Origin of the sequence: Sulfuricella sp. (assembly GCF_035531155.1) — a bacterium.
GTDB lineage: Bacteria > Pseudomonadota > Gammaproteobacteria > Burkholderiales > Sulfuricellaceae > Sulfuricella.
In genome coordinates this window covers 170,511-190,275 of record NZ_DATKTK010000069.1, presented here as the reverse complement: position 1 = coordinate 190,275, position 19,765 = coordinate 170,511, and the positions used below count along the sequence as shown (strand labels likewise).

At 58.4% G+C, this 19,765-nt stretch carries 19 protein-coding genes; 12 read left to right on the top strand and 7 right to left on the bottom strand.

Features of this window, described 5'->3' with window-relative positions; genetic code table 11:
- The first annotated feature begins 67 nt into the window (after positions 1 to 67).
- From VMV64_RS16685 to VMV64_RS16630, 12 genes are all read left to right on the top strand, one after another.
- Positions 68 to 433, top strand: coding sequence for an ATP synthase subunit I (locus VMV64_RS16685; protein WP_325332393.1), 366 nt, complete (start codon positions 68 to 70; stop codon positions 431 to 433).
- A gap of 3 nt (positions 434 to 436) precedes the next feature.
- Positions 437 to 1,300 (top strand): F0F1 ATP synthase subunit A, encoded by an 864-nt coding sequence (gene atpB, locus VMV64_RS16680; protein WP_325332391.1) that lies wholly within the window; start codon positions 437 to 439, stop codon positions 1,298 to 1,300.
- A gap of 43 nt (positions 1,301 to 1,343) precedes the next feature.
- Positions 1,344 to 1,577 (top strand): F0F1 ATP synthase subunit C, encoded by a 234-nt coding sequence (gene atpE / locus VMV64_RS16675; RefSeq protein ID WP_009207213.1) that lies wholly within the window; start codon positions 1,344 to 1,346, stop codon positions 1,575 to 1,577.
- Between the two features lie 37 nt (positions 1,578 to 1,614).
- The gene (locus VMV64_RS16670; RefSeq protein WP_325332389.1) at positions 1,615 to 2,085 is read left to right on the top strand and encodes a F0F1 ATP synthase subunit B; all 471 of its coding nucleotides are present in this window, start codon (positions 1,615 to 1,617) and stop codon (positions 2,083 to 2,085) included.
- Between the two features lie 7 nt (positions 2,086 to 2,092).
- Complete coding sequence (locus VMV64_RS16665) at positions 2,093 to 2,629, top strand: F0F1 ATP synthase subunit delta (protein ID WP_325332387.1); 537 nt, start codon at positions 2,093 to 2,095, stop codon at positions 2,627 to 2,629.
- A gap of 8 nt (positions 2,630 to 2,637) precedes the next feature.
- Positions 2,638 to 4,173, top strand: a complete 1,536-nt coding sequence (atpA, locus tag VMV64_RS16660; protein WP_325332385.1) for a F0F1 ATP synthase subunit alpha — start codon at positions 2,638 to 2,640, stop codon at positions 4,171 to 4,173.
- Between the two features lie 30 nt (positions 4,174 to 4,203).
- On the top strand, positions 4,204 to 5,067 hold the full coding sequence (gene atpG, locus VMV64_RS16655) for a F0F1 ATP synthase subunit gamma (RefSeq protein WP_325332383.1): 864 nt from the start codon (positions 4,204 to 4,206) through the stop codon (positions 5,065 to 5,067).
- 32 nt (positions 5,068 to 5,099) lie between these two features.
- A complete protein-coding gene (gene atpD, locus VMV64_RS16650; protein WP_325332381.1) occupies positions 5,100 to 6,476 on the top strand; it encodes a F0F1 ATP synthase subunit beta in 1,377 nt (458 codons plus the stop codon).
- Between the two features lie 12 nt (positions 6,477 to 6,488).
- Positions 6,489 to 6,911: a F0F1 ATP synthase subunit epsilon gene (locus tag VMV64_RS16645; protein ID WP_325332379.1), complete on the top strand. Its 423-nt coding sequence runs from the start codon at positions 6,489 to 6,491 to the stop codon at positions 6,909 to 6,911.
- A 77-nt stretch (positions 6,912 to 6,988) separates the two neighbouring features.
- On the top strand, positions 6,989 to 8,356 hold the full coding sequence (gene glmU, locus VMV64_RS16640; RefSeq protein WP_325332377.1) for a bifunctional UDP-N-acetylglucosamine diphosphorylase/glucosamine-1-phosphate N-acetyltransferase GlmU: 1,368 nt from the start codon (positions 6,989 to 6,991) through the stop codon (positions 8,354 to 8,356).
- A gap of 25 nt (positions 8,357 to 8,381) precedes the next feature.
- Positions 8,382 to 10,214 (top strand): glutamine--fructose-6-phosphate transaminase (isomerizing), encoded by a 1,833-nt coding sequence (gene glmS, locus VMV64_RS16635; protein ID WP_325332375.1) that lies wholly within the window; start codon positions 8,382 to 8,384, stop codon positions 10,212 to 10,214.
- A 13-nt stretch (positions 10,215 to 10,227) separates the two neighbouring features.
- Positions 10,228 to 10,992 (top strand): ParA family protein, encoded by a 765-nt coding sequence (locus tag VMV64_RS16630; protein WP_325332373.1) that lies wholly within the window; start codon positions 10,228 to 10,230, stop codon positions 10,990 to 10,992.
- A 96-nt stretch (positions 10,993 to 11,088) separates the two neighbouring features.
- Here the strand turns inward: VMV64_RS16630 and VMV64_RS16625 are convergent, their stop codons facing one another.
- The 7 genes from VMV64_RS16625 to VMV64_RS16595 all read right to left on the bottom strand — a co-directional run bounded on the left by VMV64_RS16625 (position 11,089) and on the right by VMV64_RS16595 (position 19,760).
- Positions 11,089 to 11,730 (bottom strand): response regulator transcription factor, encoded by a 642-nt coding sequence (locus tag VMV64_RS16625; RefSeq protein ID WP_325332371.1) that lies wholly within the window; start codon positions 11,728 to 11,730, stop codon positions 11,089 to 11,091.
- Between the two features lie 170 nt (positions 11,731 to 11,900).
- A complete protein-coding gene (locus VMV64_RS16620; RefSeq protein WP_325332369.1) occupies positions 11,901 to 12,557 on the bottom strand; it encodes a thiol:disulfide interchange protein DsbA/DsbL in 657 nt (218 codons plus the stop codon).
- Between the two features lie 36 nt (positions 12,558 to 12,593).
- Positions 12,594 to 13,202, bottom strand: coding sequence for an SPOR domain-containing protein (locus VMV64_RS16615; RefSeq protein WP_325332367.1), 609 nt, complete (start codon positions 13,200 to 13,202; stop codon positions 12,594 to 12,596).
- A 12-nt stretch (positions 13,203 to 13,214) separates the two neighbouring features.
- On the bottom strand, positions 13,215 to 14,936 hold the full coding sequence (gene argS, locus VMV64_RS16610; RefSeq protein WP_325332365.1) for an arginine--tRNA ligase: 1,722 nt from the start codon (positions 14,934 to 14,936) through the stop codon (positions 13,215 to 13,217).
- A gap of 54 nt (positions 14,937 to 14,990) precedes the next feature.
- Entirely contained in the window at positions 14,991 to 17,174 is a 2,184-nt protein-coding gene (locus VMV64_RS16605) for a primosomal protein N' (RefSeq protein ID WP_325332363.1), read from the bottom strand.
- A 25-nt stretch (positions 17,175 to 17,199) separates the two neighbouring features.
- Positions 17,200 to 18,264: a uroporphyrinogen decarboxylase gene (hemE, locus tag VMV64_RS16600; RefSeq protein WP_325332358.1), complete on the bottom strand. Its 1,065-nt coding sequence runs from the start codon at positions 18,262 to 18,264 to the stop codon at positions 17,200 to 17,202.
- An 86-nt stretch (positions 18,265 to 18,350) separates the two neighbouring features.
- A complete protein-coding gene (locus VMV64_RS16595; RefSeq protein ID WP_325332356.1) occupies positions 18,351 to 19,760 on the bottom strand; it encodes an FAD-dependent oxidoreductase in 1,410 nt (469 codons plus the stop codon).
- Positions 19,761 to 19,765 lie beyond the last annotated feature (5 nt).

Here is a 19,765-nt window from a genome sequence, read left to right as displayed (position 1 = left end):
GCCCTTAAATTGACGAGCGGGTCAAGGAGGGATTAGAATCGCGTCTCATTTTGACGGCGATTTGCAAATGGGCGCAGCTTTCCGGGTGGTCGGTGTGCAGGCCGTTACGGTAATTTTTGGCGCATCGTTGATGTTTTTCTGGCTGGGAAGAGATGTCGCAGTTGCGGCCTTTTTTGGCGGCGCGGTGGCTGTGGCAAATACGCTGTTTCTGGCCTGGTGCATGCGTGCCGGTGCGCAGCGGCCAGTGCAAGACGCACGTCAGGAGTTGGCCTGGCTGGTACGTTTCAGCATGGAACGTTTTTTGATGGTCGCGCTGCTGATAGTGGCGGGATTAGGATGGTTGAAACTGATGCCGATGCCTTTGCTGATCGGTTTTGTTCTGGGGCAGTTGACCCTGGTATTTTCGACAATATTCAGTGGAATAGAGAAATAATAAATGTCTGCAGAAACACTCACATCCTCAGAGTATATCCGGCACCACTTGCAGAATCTGACTTTTGGCAAGCTGTCAGATGGTTCCTGGGGTATTGCGCGCAGTGCCGAGCAGGCTAAGGAAATGGGTTTCTGGGCCATTAACCTGGATACCACTATCGTCTCCTTTGTCCTTGGCGCATTGTTTTTGTTCATTTTTGCGCGTGCAGCGCAAAAAGCCTCGGCGGGCGTGCCTAATGGTCTACAGAATTTCGTCGAGTGGATCATTGAGTTCATTGATACCAGCGTGCGCGGTTCGTTTACCGCCAGAAATAGCATGGTGGCGCCGCTCGCCCTGACTATTTTCGCCTGGATCCTGTTAATGAATCTGATGGATCTACTGCCAATTGATTATCTGCCCTTAATCGCCCATGCGGCCGGTATTCCGTTCCTCAAGGTTGTTCCCACGACCGATCCCAATGCCACGTTCGGCATGTCTATCGGGGTATTTGTGCTGGTGGTGTATTACAGCATCAAGATGAAAGGCCTGGGCGGATTTGTGGGCGAATTAACGCTGCAACCCTTCGGTAAATATGGTTTACCTGCCAACATCTTCCTGGAGGGCGTGAACCTGATCGCCAAGCCGATCTCTCTGGCTCTGCGGTTGTTTGGCAACATGTACGCGGGTGAAATGATCTTCATCCTGATCGCGCTCATGGGCGCCTCCTGGGCGAGCGTCACTTTTGGCAGCACGCTGCTGTTCGGTTCGCAGGTCGTGCTTTCTCTGGGGTGGGCAATTTTCCACATTCTGATCGTGACGCTACAAGCGTTCATTTTCATGACGCTAACCGTGGTTTACTTGGATATGGCTCATCAGGAACACCATTAAGCAATTCGAACCCCTTATTTTTAAATTAACCAGGAGATACACAATGGAACATGCACTGCTTTTCATCGCTGGCGCGATCATGATGGGTCTGGGCGCACTTGGTGCGGCTGTCGGTATCGGCATTCTGGGCGGACGCTTCCTTGAGGGCGCCGCACGTCAGCCCGAGCTGATTCCGATGTTGCGTACCCAGTTCTTCGTGGTCATGGGTCTGGTTGATGCGGTGCCGATGATTGCCGTTGGTATCGCAATGTACGTCCTGTTTGCGGTTGCGGGCTAAGGCGGATTGTAATTCTTAATACAAGAAAGGTTCATGCATGAATATCAATGCAACCCTTCTCGGGCAAACGATCATGTTCATCATGTTCGTCTGGTTCTGCATGAGGTTCGTATGGCCGCCCATCATGCAAGTGTTGACTGCTCGCAAGCAGTTGATCGCCGATGGATTGGCCGCCGGTGAACGCGGAAAGCATGAGTTGCAGCTGGCCTCCCGCCGCGCTACTGAGGGCATGCATGAGGCCAAGCAGAAAGCGGCTGATGTGATCGCCCAGGCAGAGAAGCGCGCAACCCAGATCATCGAGGAAGCCAAGGAGCATGCGAAGGAAGAAGGCGATCGTCTCGTTGCTGGAGCCAAAGCTGAAATGGAGCAGGAAGTCCATCGGGCCAAGGAAAGTTTGCGCCAGCAGGTAGCCGATCTGGCGATAGCCGGCGCGGAGAAAATTCTGCGTCGCGAGATCGATGCCAAGGCTCATGCCGAGCTGCTGACTTCGATCAAGAGCGAGCTATAGGGACATCATGGCAGAAGTCACTACCATAGCCAGGCCCTACGCCGAAGCGGTTTACCGCATCGCCGAGCAGGGTGGCACACTCGACACGTGGTCGCAGATGCTGGAGTTCGCGGCAACGGTTGTGGCCGACCCGCAGATGCAGGCGGTGATCGGCAACCCCAGGCTGACGGCGGAGCAGCAGAGTAACGTGTTTCTCGCAGTGTGCGAAAAGAGGATCGATGCACAAGGTGTTAACATGGTGAAACTGCTGCTGGAGAATGGTCGGCTGACTTTGTTGCCAGTAATCCGCGAGCAGTTCGAGCAGCTTCGGGCATTGCACGGCGGAGTCATGGACACCGAGATTTTCAGTGCCTATCCCCTGAGCGACGAAGAGAAAGAAGATTTAGTGCGTCGTCTGGAATCCAAATACAAGCGCAAAGTTGAAGCGACCGTAACCCTGGACCCCGAACTTATCGGCGGTATCAGAATTGTGGCTGGAGACGTCGTGATTGACGCGTCGGTGCGCGGCCAATTACAAAACATGGCGTTTACGCTCAAAAGTTAGGAGAGATCATGCAGTTGAATCCCTCAGAGATCAGTTCACTGATCAAGAGCAAAATCGAAAACCTGGCTACGACGGCCGAGGCACGTAACCAGGGAACGGTAGTGTCGGTGACCGACGGCATCGTCCGCGTTCATGGCCTGAGCGACGCAATGCAGGGTGAGATGCTGGAGTTTCCCGGCAACACCTTCGGCCTCGCGCTCAACCTTGAGCGCGACTCGGTCGGCGCCGTGGTGCTGGGCGAGTACGAGCACATTACTGAAGGTGACACCGTCAAGTGTACCGGCCGCATCCTGGAGGTGCCGGTTGGCGAAGCGCTGATGGGCCGCGTGGTAAACTCATTGGGTCAGCCGATCGACGGTAAGGGGCCGATCAACACGACTGAAAAATCCCCGATCGAAAAAATTGCTCCCGGTGTTATCGCTCGCCAGTCCGTGTCCCAGCCGGTACAAACCGGTCTCAAGTCGATCGACGCCATGGTGCCGATCGGCCGCGGCCAGCGCGAACTGATCATCGGCGACCGTCAAACCGGTAAAACCGCCGTGGCCGTGGATGCCATCATCAACCAGAAGGGCACCGGGGTAATCTGCATCTACGTGGCTATCGGCCAGAAAGCGTCGAGCATTATCAACGTGGTGCGCAAGCTGGAAGAGCACGGCGCCATGGGCCACACCATTGTGGTGGCCGCAACCGCCTCAGACTCGGCGGCAATGCAGTACATCGCACCCTATTCGGGCTGCTCGATGGGCGAATACTTTCGCGACCGTGGTCAGGATGCCCTGATCATTTATGACGATCTCACCAAGCAGGCCTGGGCCTACCGCCAGATTTCCCTGTTGCTGCGCCGCCCGCCGGGCCGCGAAGCTTACCCGGGTGACGTGTTCTACTTGCACTCCCGTCTGCTCGAGCGCGCTGCGCGTATCAATGCGGATGATGTGGAAAAGCGTTCAGGGGTAAAGGGCAAGACGGGCTCGCTCACTGCGTTGCCGATTATTGAAACCCAGGCCGGCGACGTCTCGGCGTTCGTGCCGACCAACGTGATTTCGATTACTGACGGCCAGATCTTCCTGGAAACCGATTTGTTCAACGCCGGCATACGCCCCGCTATCAACGCGGGTCTTTCCGTGTCCCGCGTCGGCGGCGCGGCGCAGACCAAGGTGATCAAAAAGCTGGGCGGCGGCATTCGGATGGCGCTGGCACAGTACCGCGAGTTGGCTGCCTTTGCCCAGTTTGCTTCCGATCTTGACGAGGCAACCCGCAAGCAACTGGAACGCGGCAAAATGGTTACCGAGCTGATGAAGCAGGCCCAGTTTGCCCCGATGACTGTGGCAGACATGGCGCTCACGTTGTTTGCCGTGAACAAGGGCTACCTCGACGATGTCGACGTGAAAAAGGCGCTGGCCTTTGAGGCGGCTTTGCACGCGTTCATCAAGAGCAAGTACAAAGCGCTGCGCGACAAGATCGAAGAAACCAAGGAAATGGACGCTGAGGCTGAAAAGGCGCTGAGCGCGGCGATCGATGATTTCAAAGCCAGTGCCGTTTACTGAGCGCAGGCGAATTCACAGCGGAGTTGACTGATGGCTGGTGGTAAAGAAATTCGGACCAAGATCAAGAGTGTCCAGAATACCCAGAAGATCACCCGAGCCATGGAAATGGTGGCGGCTTCCAAAATGCGCAAGGCGCAGGACCGGATGCGTGCGGCCAGACCCTATGCGGAGAAAATCCGCAATGTGGCGGCACACTTGAGCCATGCCAACCCGGAATACAAGCATCCTTTTCTGGTGAAGCGCGAGAACCCGAGCCGTATCGGGGTGATCGTGGTGACCTCGGACAAGGGGCTGTGCGGTGGCCTGAACACCAATGTTCTGCGCATGGTTCTGGCCAGGATGAAGGAATGGGAAGGCGGCAAGCAGGGCGTCGAAGTTTGCGCCATTGGCAACAAGGCCCTGGGTTTCATGCAGCGCATCGGCGCCAGTGTGCTGTCACAGGCGACACATCTGGGCGATACGCCGCACATGGAGAAGCTGATTGGGCCGGTTAAATTGATGCTGGATGCCTACAATGATGGCCGCATCGACGCGCTGCATATCTGTTTCACCCGCTTCGTCAATACCATGAAGCAGGAGCCGGTTATGGAGCAGCTCCTGCCCATTAGCGGCGAAGCGTTGGGTAGCGCGAGCGGGCACTGGGACTATATTTATGAGCCAGATGCAAAGCAGGTCATTGACGAGCTGCTGGTGCGCTATATCGAGACCCTGATTTATCAGGCGGTGGCAGAAAATATTGCCTCTGAGCAGAGCTCCCGGATGGTGGCGATGAAGGCTGCCTCGGACAATGCCGGGAACGTGATTGACGAGCTCAAGCTGATCTATAACAAAACCCGTCAGGCTGCCATCACCAAGGAATTGTCGGAGATCGTTGCGGGCGCCGCTGCAGTTTAATCGAATGAATTGTATTTATTAAGGAAGTGATGATGAGCCAAGGTAAAATCGTGCAGATTATCGGTGCGGTGGTGGACGTAGAGTTTCCGCGCGAATCTCTGCCCAAGGTTTACGATGCGCTGAAACTGGCTGACGTGGACCTGACGCTGGAAGTGCAGCAGCAACTGGGCGATGGCGTGGTGCGTACCATTGCTATGGGCACCACGGACGGCTTGCGTCGCGGTATGGGAGTAACCAATACCGGCGCGCCGATTTCCGTGCCGGTGGGTACCAAGACCCTGGGCCGCATCATGGACGTGCTGGGCAACCCGATCGACGAGTTAGGCCCGATCGGCAATGAACAAAGCTGGGCTATTCATCGCAAGGCCCCGGCCTTCGACGAGCTGTCTCCTTCCACCGAACTGCTCGAAACCGGTATCAAGGTGATCGACCTGATTTGTCCGTTCGCCAAGGGCGGCAAGGTTGGCCTGTTCGGCGGCGCTGGCGTGGGCAAGACCGTGAACATGATGGAGCTGATCCGCAACATCGCGGTCGAGCACAGCGGCTATTCGGTTTTCGCCGGCGTCGGCGAGCGCACCCGCGAGGGCAACGACTTCTACCATGAAATGAAAGAAGGCGGCGTGCTGGATAAGGTGTCACTGGTTTACGGCCAGATGAACGAACCGCCTGGTAACCGTCTGCGCGTAGCCTTGACAGGTCTTACCATGGCAGAATTCTTCCGCGACGAAGGCCGCGATGTGCTGCTGTTCGTCGACAATATTTACCGCTTTACCCTGGCCGGCACGGAAGTGTCTGCGCTGCTGGGCCGGATGCCTTCTGCGGTGGGCTACCAGCCTACCCTGGCAGAGGAAATGGGCCGCTTGCAGGAGCGCATTACCTCGACCAAGAAGGGCTCGATTACCTCCATCCAGGCAGTGTATGTACCTGCAGATGACTTGACCGATCCGTCGCCGGCCACTACCTTTGCCCACCTGGATGCAACCGTGGTGTTGTCGCGGCAAGTGGCGGAACTGGGCATCTATCCCGCGGTGGATCCTCTTGATTCCACCTCCCGTCAGCTTGATCCGCTGGTGGTGGGCGAGGAGCACTACAATGTCGCCCGTGGTGTGCAGTCCACGCTGCAGCGCTACAAGGAATTGCGCGACATCATTGCGATTCTGGGCATGGATGAGCTTGCTCCGGAAGACAAGCTGGCGGTATCCCGGGCGCGCAAGATCCAGCGCTTCCTGTCCCAGCCGTTCTTCGTTGCCGAGGTGTTTACCGGTTCCCCCGGCAAGTTTGTGTCACTCAAGGATACGCTTGCGGGCTTCAAGGGCATCGTCAACGGCGATTACGATCACTTGCCGGAGCAGGCCTTCTACATGGTTGGCACCATCGACGAAGTCGTGGAAAAAGCAAAAACCATTTAAGGCGAATCAACCATGGCAATGACAATGCATGTGGACGTGGTCAGTGCGGAACACTCGCTTTTCTCCGGAGTGGTAGAATTCCTCGTAGTCCCAGCCACAATGGGCGAAGTGGGTATTTACCCCCGCCACGCGCCGCTGATTACCAAGATCAAGGCGGGCTCGGTTCGCCTCAAGCTGCCTGATCGCGACGAAGAGGAATTGATCTACGTTTCCGGCGGCTTGCTCGAGGTTCAACCACTGGTGGTGACCATCCTTGCCGACACCGCGGTACGTGGCAGAGATCTGGATGAGGTCAAGGCCCTGGAAGCCAAGCAACGAGCTGAGGAGGCCATGCGCGATCGCTCAGCGGCGATCGACTATGCTAAGGCACAGGCCGAGTTGGCCGAGGCCGTCGCGCAGCTGCATGCAATTCAACGACTGCGCAAGCAAAAGTAATGATGGTGCGGGTGGGTCGGTAATGTGTGAAATGGCAGCCTTTAGGCTGCCATTTTTAATTAGGGCGATACAACCTCATGATATCCAAACTGAACATTGTTATATTGGCGGCTGGAAAAGGTTCGCGTATGCACTCCGCCCGCCCCAAGGTACTGCACCCGCTTGCAGGCCGTCCATTACTTGGTCATGTAATCAACGCCGCGCGAGAACTTGGCCCCGCTAAATTGCTGGTGGTTTATGGGCATGGTGGTGAGGCTGTGCCGCAGGCATTCGCTGGCAGTGATATCGCCTGGGTCAATCAGGTGCAGCAACTTGGAACCGGCCATGCATTGCAGCTTGCCGCAGCGGGGTTGGATGATAACGGGGCCACCCTGATCCTGTATGGCGACGTGCCGCTGATCTCCGTCGGTACGTTACGCATGCTGCTGGACGCGATGAATGGTGACTCGGTTGGCTTGCTGACGGTATCGTTGCCAGATCCGGAGGGGTACGGCCGCATCGTGCGCGATACGCAAGGCCAGGTGAAATCCATCGTAGAGCACAAAGATGCCAACGAGGCCGAGCGCGCCCTACACGAAGTGAATACGGGCATCATGGCGCTACCCAATGCGCAGATGAAAAAATGGCTTAGTGCTTTGCGCAACGACAACGCCCAGGGAGAGTACTATTTGACCGACGTTATCGCCATGGCTGTGGCCGATGGCGTGAGAGTGAATGCTTGCCACCCTGCCCACCACTGGGAGGTGATGGGAGTGAACAGCGCAGCTCAGTTGGCACACCTGGAACGTTTGCACCAACATGAAGTTGCCACCCGGCTGATGGAGCGAGGCGTGCGGCTGATGGATCCAAAGCGCATCGACGTGCGCGGCGAATTGGTCTGCGGCCGGGATGTCAGCATCGACGTCAATTGTGTTTTTGAAGGCAGAGTGGTTTTGGGGGATAATGTCAGTGTCGCAGCCAACTGCGTACTGCGTGATGTCAGTGTAGGCGAGGGAACCCGGATTGCGCCATTCTGCCTGATTGAAGAGGCGCGAATTGGTGACAATGGACGTATCGGACCGTTTGCCCGTATCCGTCCTGGTACCGAACTGGCGGAAGCAGTGCATATTGGCAATTTCGTCGAGCTGAAGAACAGCCAGGTTGACCGCGGCAGCAAGATCAACCACCTGAGCTATGTAGGTGATACCACGGTAGGGAAAAACGTGAATATCGGTGCCGGCACCATTACCTGCAACTACGATGGCGCCAACAAGCACCGGACGGTCATCGAGGATGATGCGTTTATCGGTTCAGACACCCAGCTGGTAGCCCCGGTCACCGTCGGAAAGGGTGCGACTATCGGCGCGGGAGCGACGATCACCAGGGATGCACCGGCGGAGCAACTCACGCTGTCGCGGCCAAAGCAGGTTACAATCCCAGGCTGGAAACGGCCGCAAAAAAAGTAATCCTTCTCCCTCACGGAGTTTTGATATGTGCGGAATCATCGGAGCTGTAGCACAGCGCAATGTCGTGCCTATCTTGCTGGAAGGCTTGAGGCGGCTGGAATATCGCGGCTACGATTCGGCCGGCCTGGCCGTGGCGGTCGATGGCGGGCTCATTCGGGTGAGGAAGCCCGGGCGTGTGGCCGAGCTGGAAGCGGAAATCAAAAACCGGAAAACGCATGGCAGCCTCGGCATTGCACATACTCGCTGGGCGACTCATGGCATACCCAGCGAACGCAACGCCCACCCCCATGTCAGCGAGGAATCGCTTGCCGTTGTGCACAACGGTATTATCGAAAACCACGAAGCGCTGCGCCAGCGGTTAAGCGAAATCGGGTACCAATTCACTTCCGATACCGACACCGAAGTCATCGTCCATTTGATTCATTTCCATTTCCGCCAGGAAAAAGACCTGTTCCAGGCTACCCGCAAGGCCATCACCGAACTCAAGGGGTCCTACGCGATTGGCGTGATCTGTGCCGATGAGCCGAATCGCATGGTGTGTGCGCGTGAGGGCAGTCCGCTGTTGATCGGTGTTGGCATCGAGGAGCACTTCATCGCTTCCGATGTTTCGGCATTACTCCCGGTTACGCAAAGAGTGGTTTACCTGGAAGAGGGTGATGTGGCTGATATCGGCCTGCTCGACTTCAGAATTGTTGACCGGAGCGGCAAGCCGGTATCCAGGCAGGTGCAAATCAGCGAACTCAGCGCGGACCGGGCGGAACTGGGCGGTTACCGGCACTACATGCAGAAAGAAATTTTCGAGCAGCCTCGCGCCTTGGCGGAAACTCTGGAAGAGGCACTGAGCTATGGCGACCTCAACCCGACAATATTCGGTGATCAAGCGAGCAAAGTGCTCAGCGCGATCGACAGTGTCACCATTATTGCCTGCGGCACCAGTTTTCACGCCGCGATGGTGGCACGCTACTGGCTTGAGAGTTTTGCGGGAATTCCATGCAGTGCAGAAGTGGCAAGCGAATACCGATACCGCGACAGCGTTGCCAATCCCAATGCGCTGATCGTGACCATTTCCCAGTCGGGCGAAACGGCGGACACCCTGGCGGCGCTAAAGCATGCCAAATCCCTCGGCCACACTCATAGCCTGTCCATTTGTAATGCGCCTGAAAGCGCGCTGGTACGAGAATCGGGGCTGCGCTTTCTGACTCGTGCGGGCCCTGAAATTGGCGTTGCCTCCACCAAAGCCTTCACCACCCAAATGGCCGCATTACTTTTGCTGGCGCTGGTGCTGGGCAAGCTGCGTGGCCGCATCAGCGCCGCGCAGGAAAAGGCGCACCTCGAGGCGCTGCGCCACCTGCCTGCGATGGTCAACCAGGTGCTGCTGCTCGAGCCGCAGATCGAACTTTGGGCGGAGCGCATGGCGTTCAAGCAGCACGCCCTGTTTCTTGGGCGCGGACTGCATTATCCGATCGCCATGGAAGGCGCGCTGAAGCTGAAGGAAATCTCCTACATCCATGCCGAAGCCTATCCGGCGGGCGAGCTAAAGCACGGCCCGCTGGCGCTGGTTGACAGCGACATGCCGGTAGTCGCGATCGCCCCCAATGATGCCTTGCTGGAGAAACTGAAATCCAACCTGCAGGAAGTCCGCGCTCGCGGCGGCGAGCTGTACGTGCTTGCTGACCAGGATAGCCAGATGCAAGCACAGGAAGGCGTCCACCTGATTAAGCTGCCGGAGCATGCCGGACTGCTGAGCCCGATCCTGCACACGGTGCCGCTACAGTTGCTGGCCTACCATGCCGCCTTGCAAAAAGGAACGGACGTGGACAAGCCAAGGAATCTGGCCAAATCGGTCACAGTGGAATAATGGGGGCAAGAACATGGCTGTGATAGCGGTCTTCAACCAGAAAGGCGGGGTGGGTAAAACCACCACCACCCTGAATCTGTCAGCCGCCCTGGCTCATCTGGAAAAACGGCCGATCGCGATTGATCTCGATCCCCAGGCGCATCTGACACTTTCATGCGGAGTCCGCGCAGACAACAGGGATGAGACCGTCGCGGCGTTTTACCGCGAGGAAACCCCATTGTCGAGCCTGGTGCGAGAGGTCGCTGACGGAATGCGGCTGATTCCAGGCCATCTGGAATTGTCGAAAATCGATGCGCTATATGGAAAAAGCACCAGCATCGCATCGCGCCTGCGCGACGGCCTGCAGGAAAGCCTGGCATGGGAGGATAGTCCGATTTTGATCGACTGTTGCCCGATGCTTGGCGTGTTGTCTTTGAATGCGATTTTTGCTGCCGACCGGGTGTTAATCCCGGTGTCAGCCGATTATCTTTCCATGCAGGGGGTAGGGCGGCTGGATGCAGCATTGAACGTTCTGGAGAAAGGGCTGAAACGCAGTATCGAACGAAGGGTAGTGGTGACCCGCTTCGATTCTCGCAGAAAGTTTTCCCATCACGTTTATGAGCAGTTGAAGGCGCGTTACGGCGACGCCTTGTGCGAAACCCGCATCGCAGAAAACGTCAGCCTGGCGGAAAGCCCGGAGCACGGCAAGAGCGTGTTTGATTTTGCACCTCACAGCCAAGGGGCAAAAGACTATTTTGCGTTGACTGCGGAATTGCTTGAAAAAGGCTTTATTCAGTAGCGATATGCATTCTATTCCGGAATTTGTGGGTAAACGTCGTCAAGCCGGATCGTGATTTCCCTCACGCAAGGCATTTTGTAGACGGTCTGGTGTTGCCTAGGCTGCGCCGGACTTTCTGCCGATACCCTGTTTCAGGGCAAAGGTGGCGACCTGCACGCGGTTGTCGAGCCCAAGCTTTTCCAGGATGCTACCCAGGTGGTTGCGTACGGTGTTGTCCGAAAGGCCCAGTTCATCGCCAATAGCTTTGTTGCTCATGCCGCGTGCAACCAAGCCGACGATTTCCAGTTCGCGGGTTGTAAGCTTGCTGCTGGCATCCGATGCCAGCTTTCCCTGCATGGCTTCATCCATGACGGGAGAATGATGCAAGCCAGAACCCCGCGCGACAGCAGATATTGCCTGGAGAATCTGAGCCGGTTCGCTGGTTTTAGATACGTAGCCGTCAACACCGCGCTCTATGGCCTCCCGGATTTCGTGGGCTTCATCCGCAACGGTCAGCATGATCACCTTGATGCCGTATCGCTTCAGTTCGGGAACCAGGGTCAGGCCATCCTCGTCACGCAAGTTACGATCCAGCAAGGCAACTTCCGCGCGTCCTCCGTCCCGCAGCCAGCCAAGGACGCCGCCTATCTCTGCAAATTGTCCGGCAACAGTGATTCCTTCTTCACGTGCCTCGAGCAGGTGCGACAACCCCTTGCGAAACAGCGGGTGGTCGTCGATCAGAATGACGGAGATGCTCATGGCAAGTATTTCCTAAGCCGGACGAGCCGGAACCAAAATGGAGTGATGAGTAATGGGGGATGAGTGATGATCGATGGTTTTCATTACCCATTCCTCATTACCCATTACCGTATGGCTCATTTCAACCCCAAATTCTTGCCGGATATTGACATTATTTTGGCAGTAAGAGACTACCTGCGGGCGCGCTCCTGCCGTGCCTGCTTGATCAGCTCGTCGAGAGCCGACAGCAAGCCGGCATGGCTGCCAGTGTTCGATACGGATGTGCGATATTTGCCATCCACAATAACCGCGGGAACTCCACTAATACCATAGGCCTGGGTAAGCTGCTTGGCACGCAATACCTTGCTTTGGATGGAGAAGGAGGAATAGATATCGCTAAAGCTCTTCCGGGGGATGCCCTGTTTTTCAACCCAGTCAAACAGCGCATTGTCGTCATCGAAGCGAACGTGACGGACGTGAATGGCATTGAAAAATTCGCCATGCAGCCTCTCGGTCAGCCCCATGGCTTCGAAGGTATAAAACACCTTGGCAAAAGGTATCCAGGAATCGCGGAAAATCGCCGGCAAGCGGCGGAACTCGACATCCTTGGGGAGCTGCTTCGCCCATTTGTTGATATCCGGCTCGAGGTCGAAACAATGCGGGCAGGCGTAGGAAAAAATTTCCAGAACCTCGATCTTTTTCCCGGTTTCAACCGCTTGTGGCGGGGAAAGTAATTCATATTCCTTGCCGGGAGGGATATCTGCTTTTGCAGTGAACCCGACAAGGGACAAAGCAATGGCCAGGTAAATACGCAGGGAAAAGGCACGCAAGAAGGGGGTAAAACGCATATTGTCTACTCCAGATTAATAAGGTGTTTCAGTAAGTTAACGTGTCGATGGCTCTTTAACCTTGACCAGGCTGGATGGGATGTCGTTCTGCGCGAGCAAGGTGCGAGAGCGGTTCATGTCCTCGATGTTGGTAAAAGGTCCAATGCGTACCCGGTGCCAGACTCCCTTGTCGGGGATGTCAGCAGTTTGGATGACCGCCTCCAAGCCGAGGAGGGCAAGGCGCGCCTTCATGTTGTCGGCTTCGGCTGCTGCCTGAAATGAGCCGACCTGAAGAAAGTAGCTATCCTTTGTGGCGCCTTCCTGCTTTTTTGCCTGCTTGATTTCCTGTTCCGATACCGGTTCCTCGCTCCCAGGCAGGATGGTATAAAAATCAAACCGTGGTTTGTCGGCGGGCTTGCCATTTTTGCCGGCCATTTCGGCTGGCGCAGCCTTTTGGGCGGCACCGCCATTTTTCGTCGCTGCCTTGGTGGCTTCCTCCGGCTGTTTGTCTCGGCTGACGAATGGCTTGGGGCTGAAGTTGATGTACAGGGCAACACCGATCGCTACGGCGAGACCAACGGCCAGCCCGATCAGGACACCCGTAAATAAAGGGCTACCCCCTTTTCTGGAGGAAGAACGGTCGGGTTTTTTGTAATCACGGCTCATAGTTTACCAAATCTACATTTTTTCCGGGCTGGCGACGCCAAGCAGCGCCAACCCATTACGCAACACCTGCCGGACGGCGGTAATCAGCGCCAGACGGGCTAGTCGCAGAGTGTTGTCCGGGACCAAAAACTGCTCCGCATTATAATAACTGTGAAACTCGCCAGCCAGATCCTTGAGGTAATAGGCGATCAGGTGGGGGGAAAGTTCCCTGGCCGCGCTTTCTACAATACCCGAATAGTCGTTCAACAGGTTCATCAGGGCAAGCTCATGCTTGCCGTTCAGGACGCCGGTTTCCGCATCGGCCAGCTCTGCTGAAACACCCCCCCATTGCTCCAGCACGCTGCAGATTCGGGCATGAGCATACTGGATGTAATACACTGGATTCTCGTTGCTCTGCGATTTGGCCAGCTCCAGGTCGAAGTCGAGGTGCTGGTCGCTTTTGCGCAGCACGTAAAAAAACCGCGCGGCATCGTTGCCGACTTCCTCGCGCAGCTCGCGCAAGGTGACGAAATTGCCGCTGCGCGTGGACATCGGTAGTTTTTCCGCGCCGCGCCAGAGCACGGCGAACTGAACCAGAGCAATAGTCAGGCGTTCAGCGTCTTGATCCAGTGCGGTCAGAGCGCCTTTGACGCGGGAAATGTAGCCATGGTGGTCCGCACCCCAGACATTAACGATGCGGTCGAAGCCGCGTTCGTATTTGTTCAGGTGATAGGCGATGTCGGAGGCGAAATAGGTGTAAAGGCCATTCTCGCGCTGTACCACGCGGTCTTTCTCGTCGCCGAAGTGGGTGGAGCGGAACCACTTCGCGCCATCCTGCAGGTAAATATGGCCATGTTTTTCCAGGGTGGCGACGGCGCGATCCACCAGCCCGGTGTCGAATAGTGACTTTTCCGAAAACCAGGAGTCGAAGGTGACGCCGAACTCGGTCAGGTCGTTGCGGCAATCCTCTAGTTGCTCGGTCAGGGCAAAGTTGTGGATGTAGGCGTAACCCTCGCCCAGCAGCTTTTTGGCATTGGCGATCAGGGCGTCTAGATGGCCCTCGGCATCTTCCTCATGGGCGGGGACGCTATCCAGAATGGGGCCCGGCTGGTGCAGGTAACGATCGCCGTGGGCCTCCTGGATCAGGCGTGCCATGTCGCGAACGTAGCCACCCTGATAGGCGTTGGCGGGGAAGGCGACGTGCACGCCGTTCAGTTCCAGATAGCGCAGCCAGGTGGAGAGCGCCAGGATATCCATCTGCCGGCCGGCGTCGTTGACGTAATACTCGCGGATAACTTTATAGCCGGCAGCGCCAAGCACATTCGCGAGGCTCATACCAAACGCCGCGCCGCGGCCGTGGCCGACATGCAGCGGACCGGTGGGGTTGGCGGAAACGAATTCGACCTGGATTTTGTGTCCTTGCCCCAGGGTGCTGCAGCCAAAATTCGTCCCCTGCGCCAGGACGTGCTTGATGACCTGCTGCTTGGCATCCGGGGTCAAAAACAGGTTGATGAAGCCGGCGCCGGCAATTTCGGTTTTTTCTACAAAAGGCGAGGCGGGCAGAGCGTTGAGCAGTCGCGTCGCGATTTCCCGCGGGTTGCCGCGCAATGGACGCGCTAGTTGCAGCGCCAGATTGCAGGCGAAATCGCCGTGTTGCACCTGTTTGGGGCGAGTGATTTCAAAAGCGGTGCCGGCGTGTTCCGGCGCGACTTCCTTCAGGGCCTGAGCAAAAAGTTCGGAAAGGTGATGTTTCAAGGCGGCAACTCGTGCGTAAAACCGCCATTTTAACGGCTATTCGCTCATGCTGCACTAAAACTCCAGAGGGTCGATATCCAGAGACCAGCGGACGCTCCCGCCCAAGCCGAACAGCGCCTTGTTCCAGGCGCTGAGAAAAGCCTGCAAAGCACCCCGGGATGCGGCCTGGACCAGCAGGTGGGCGCGCTCCATGCCAGCCAGGCGAGCCATCTGGGCCGGCACCGGATCGAACAGGCTGACGTCGAAATCGCTGGTAGCTACCGCCTGCGCCTTGCGCAGGAACGCCAGGGCGGTTTCGATTTGCGGCGCTTCGGCGCGCAGCAGGGCCTGGTGGCAATAGGGGGGAAATTCCGCCTGCTTGCGCTCGGTCAGCAGGGTTGCCGCAAATCCTGGGTAGTCGTGCCGGATCAGCGCCTGGAACAGGGGATGGGTGGGAAATTGGGTCTGGATCAGCACTACGCCGGGGAGGGTGTCGCGCCCGGCGCGCCCCGCGACCTGCATCAGTTGCGCGAAGAGACGCTCCGAGGCACGGAAATCGGCGCTGTAAAGGGCGCCGTCCGCATTCACCACGCCGACCAGGGTGAGCTTCTTGAAGTCGTGGCCTTTCGCCAGCAGTTGGGTGCCGATCACGATATCCACCTCGGCCGCGTGGATGCGCTCCAGCATTTCGGGCAAAGCCTGCTTGCGCCGGGTGCTGTCGCGGTCGACGCGCAGGATGCGGGCGGTGGGAAACAGGCTGCCCAGGGTATCTTCCAGCCGTTGCGTGCCTTGGCCGAGGGGCGCCAGGTCGGCATTGCCGCAATCCGGGCAGGTGGGGGGGATGCGCGATTCGTGGCCGCAATGATGGCAGCGCAGGCGCTTCTCGCGCAGGTGAACAACCAGCCGGCTGGAACAGCGGTGGCAGGTGGAGACCCAGCCGCACTGGCCGCAGCGCATCACCGGGGCATAGCCGCGGCGGTTGATGAAAACCAGGCTTTGCTCGCCGCGCTCCAGGCGCAGGCGCAGCGCATCGATCAAGGGATCGGACAGGCCATCGACCAGCTTGGCGTGGCTGATATCGATGCAGTGGATGGCCGGCAGCGCAGCATCCGAGATGGCTCGTGCCGGCAGTTCCAGCATTTGGTAGCGGCCGATGCTGGCGTTGTACCAGGTCTCCAGCGCGGGTGTGGCCGAGCCGAGAATCACCGGCGTGCCGGCCTGTTTGCCGCGTGCAACGGCCATGTCGCGCGCTGAATAGCGCAGCCCGTCCTGCTGCTTGAACGAGCCGTCGTGCTCCTCGTCCACCACGATCAGCTTCAGTTTCGGCATCGGCGTGAACAGGGCCAGGCGGGTGCCGAGCACGATCTGGGCGCGGCCGGACTGCGCCAGCGACCAATGGCGCAGCCGCTCCCCGGCGGAGAGGCGGCTGTGCAGGCTGACCTGGCAGGCCTCTGGGAAGCGGGCGCGGAAGCGTGACTCCAGCTGCGGCGTAAGGTTGATTTCCGGCACTAGCACCAACGCCTGCCCGCCTTGCTGCAAAACCTGCTCGATGACCCGCAAATAGACTTCCGTTTTGCCGCTGCCGGTGATGCCGTACAGCAGCCAGACCTGGAACCGGTCCTGGCCGGATATAATGGCGGCGACCGCCTGTTCCTGCGGCGGCGTCAGCGGCGGCAACTCGTCTGTCCTGACCGGCGTGGGCGCTGAATCGGCAACTTCATCGCTTTCCGCCGCCCACCCCTGCGCGATAAATTCCTTGATGGCCAGCAGGGCACTCGGGGAAAGAACGGCGATGTCGCTGCGCGCAAGCGTGCCGGCTTGCTTCAGGCTTTGCAGCAGCTTGCGCTTGACGGTTGCACGGGCGGGCAAGGCGTCGGTTTCAAGCGCGAGCCCCGCCTCGGTCAGGCGGTAGCCGGTCGGTTTGGCACGCGCAACCGGCCTGGTCTGGCGCAGGGGGACGGGCAGGGCATTGAGAACGACCTCGCCCAAAGGGTGGTGATAGTAATCGGCGCAGAAGCGCAGCAGCCGGAAGATTTCTTCGGAAAGGGGCGGCGTATCGCGGAAAATCTGAAGCACCGGCTTGATGCGTCCCGGCGACAGGTCGGAATGGTCGGCAATTTCTGCGACCACGCCGACCATCTGGCGCCGGCCGAACGAAACCAGAACCCGGTCGCCGATGGCGATCTCGCCCTGACCGGCGGCGGAGTAGTCAAACAGGGTGTCGAGCGGGACATCCAGGGCGACACGAAGAATCTTCATGCCAGACGCGGTATTTTTTGGGTGGCTACTCGTGGTACGGCTTGCTCAGTTCGTGCACCGCTTCGACCATGGCGGCGGCATTCTCCGGCTGGGTGAACTGGGAAATGCCATGGCCCAGGTTGAAGACGTGGCCGCTGCCCTTGCCGTAGCTGTGCAGGACTTTGCCCACTTCGGTGCGGATCGCGTCGGGGTTGCTGAACAATACCGCCGGGTCGAGGTTGCCTTGCAGCGCCGCCTTGTCGCCGACGCGGGCACGGGCCTGGCCGATGTCGATGGTCCAGTCCAGCCCGACTGCGTTGCAGCCGATGGCGGCGATGCTTTCCAGCCACAGTCCGCCGCCCTTGGTGAAGATGATGTTGGGGATGGTGGCGCCGTTATGTTCGCGGATCAGTCCGCTGACGATCTGCTCCATGTAGGGCAGGGAGAATTCGTGGTAAGCGGCGTGGGACAGAGCCCCTCCCCAGGAGTCGAAAATCATCACCGCCTGGGCGCCGGCTTCGATCTGCGCGTTGAGATAGCTGGTCACGGCGCGGGCGTTGATGTCGAGGATGTGATGCAGCAGCTCCGGGCGCTGGTAGAGCATGGTCTTGACCAAGGCAAAATCCGAGCTGCTGCCGCCTTCGACCATGTAGCAGGCCAGCGTGAACGGGCTGCCGGCAAAGCCGATCAGCGGCACTTCATTGTTGAGCGTCCTGCGGATCTGGCTGACGGCGTCCATCACATAGCGCAGGTGCACGTTCGGATCGGGTACGGCCAGGTCGCGGATTTCCCATTCGTCGCGCAACGGGCGCTCGAATTTCGGCCCCTCGCCGGTGCTGAAATACAGCCCCAGGCCCATGGCGTCCGGTATGGTGAGAATGTCCGAGAACAGGATGGCGGCGTCGAGCGGAAAGCGCGCCAGCGGCTGCAGGGTGACTTCGGTGGCGAGGTCGGGGTTTTTGCACAGCGACATGAAATCGCCGGCCCGGCTGCGCGTCTGGTTGTATTCCGGCAGGTAGCGGCCGGCCTGGCGCATCATCCATACCGGGGTGTATTCGGTCGGCTGGCGCAGCAGGGCGCGCAGGAAGGTGTCGTTTTTGAGTTTTGTCATTTCTTATTTCACCGCAGAGACGCAGAGGCGCAGAGAGGACGAAGAGTGATCACTCAGCGCCTCTGCGCCTCCGCGGTTAAAAATTATTAAATGATACCCAGGTAATTCAAAATGCCTTCCGCCGCCTGCCGGCCCTCGTGCACGGCGGTCACAACCAGGTCGGAGCCGCGCACCATGTCGCCGCCGGCAAAAACTTTCGGGTTGGCGGTCTGGAACAGGCACGGGTTGCCCTTGGCGACTACCTTGCCTTGCGGGTCGGTGGTGATGCCGTGGTCGGCGAACCAGGGCTGCGGGCTGGGGCGGAAGCCGAAGGCGACGATGACGTGGTCGCAGGGAATGATTTCCTCGCTGCCGGGAATCACTTCCGGGGTGCGGCGGCCGCGCGCATCGGGTGCGCCGAGCTGGGTGGTGACCAGCTTGACGCCCTCGACCTTGCCGTTGCCGACGATTTCGACCGGTTGGCGATTCCACAGAAAAACGACGCCTTCTTCCTTGGCGTTCGCCACTTCGCGCTTGGAACCGGGCATGTTGGCTTCGTCGCGACGGTAGGCGCAGGTGACGCTGGCCGCGCCTTGGCGGATCGAGGTGCGATTGCAGTCCATGGCGGTGTCGCCGCCGCCCAGCACGACGACGCGTTTGCCCTGCATGGAATGGAAAATTTCGTCCGGTTTGGTCAGGCCGAGGCAGTTGCGCGCATTGGAAATCAGGAAGGGCAGGGCTTCCAGCACGCCGGGCAGGTCCTCGCCGGGGAAGCCGCCTTTCATGTAGCTGTAAGTGCCCATGCCGAGGAATACCGCATCGAACTCGTCGAGCAGTTGCTGGAACGGGACGTCCTTGCCGATTTCGGTGGCGAGGCGGAATTCCACGCCCATTTCCTCGAAAATGCGGCGGCGGTTCTGGATTACTGTTTTTTCCATCTTGAATTCGGGAATGCCGAAGGTGAGCAGGCCGCCGATTTCCTCGTAGCGGTCGAACACCACCGGTTTTACCCCGTGCCTGACCAGCACGTCGGCGCAGGCCAGGCCCGCCGGCCCGGCGCCGATGACTGCGACGCGCTTGCTGGATTGCACCACCTTGCGCATGTCCGGGCGCCAGCCCTGCTTGAAGGCTTCGTCGGAAATGTATTTTTCCACTTGGCCGATAGTTACGGCACCGAAGCCGGTATTCAGGGTGCACGCCCCTTCGCACAAGCGGTCTTGCGGGCAGACGCGGCCACAGATTTCCGGCAGCGAGTTGGTCCTGTGCGACATTTCCGCTGCTTCGAACAGGTTGCCTTCCTTCACTAGCTTGAGCCAGTTGGGAATGTAGTTGTGCACCGGGCACTTCCATTCGCAGTAGGGGTTGCCGCAGGACAGGCAGCGGCCTGCCTGTTCGGCAGCCTGCACGGCATCGAACGGGGCATAGATCTCGCGGTATTCGGTTTTACGGATTTCCGCGGGTTTCTTGTCGCCATCGCGGCGAGCAAGATTCAGAAATTGAAAGACATCGTCAGACATATTGG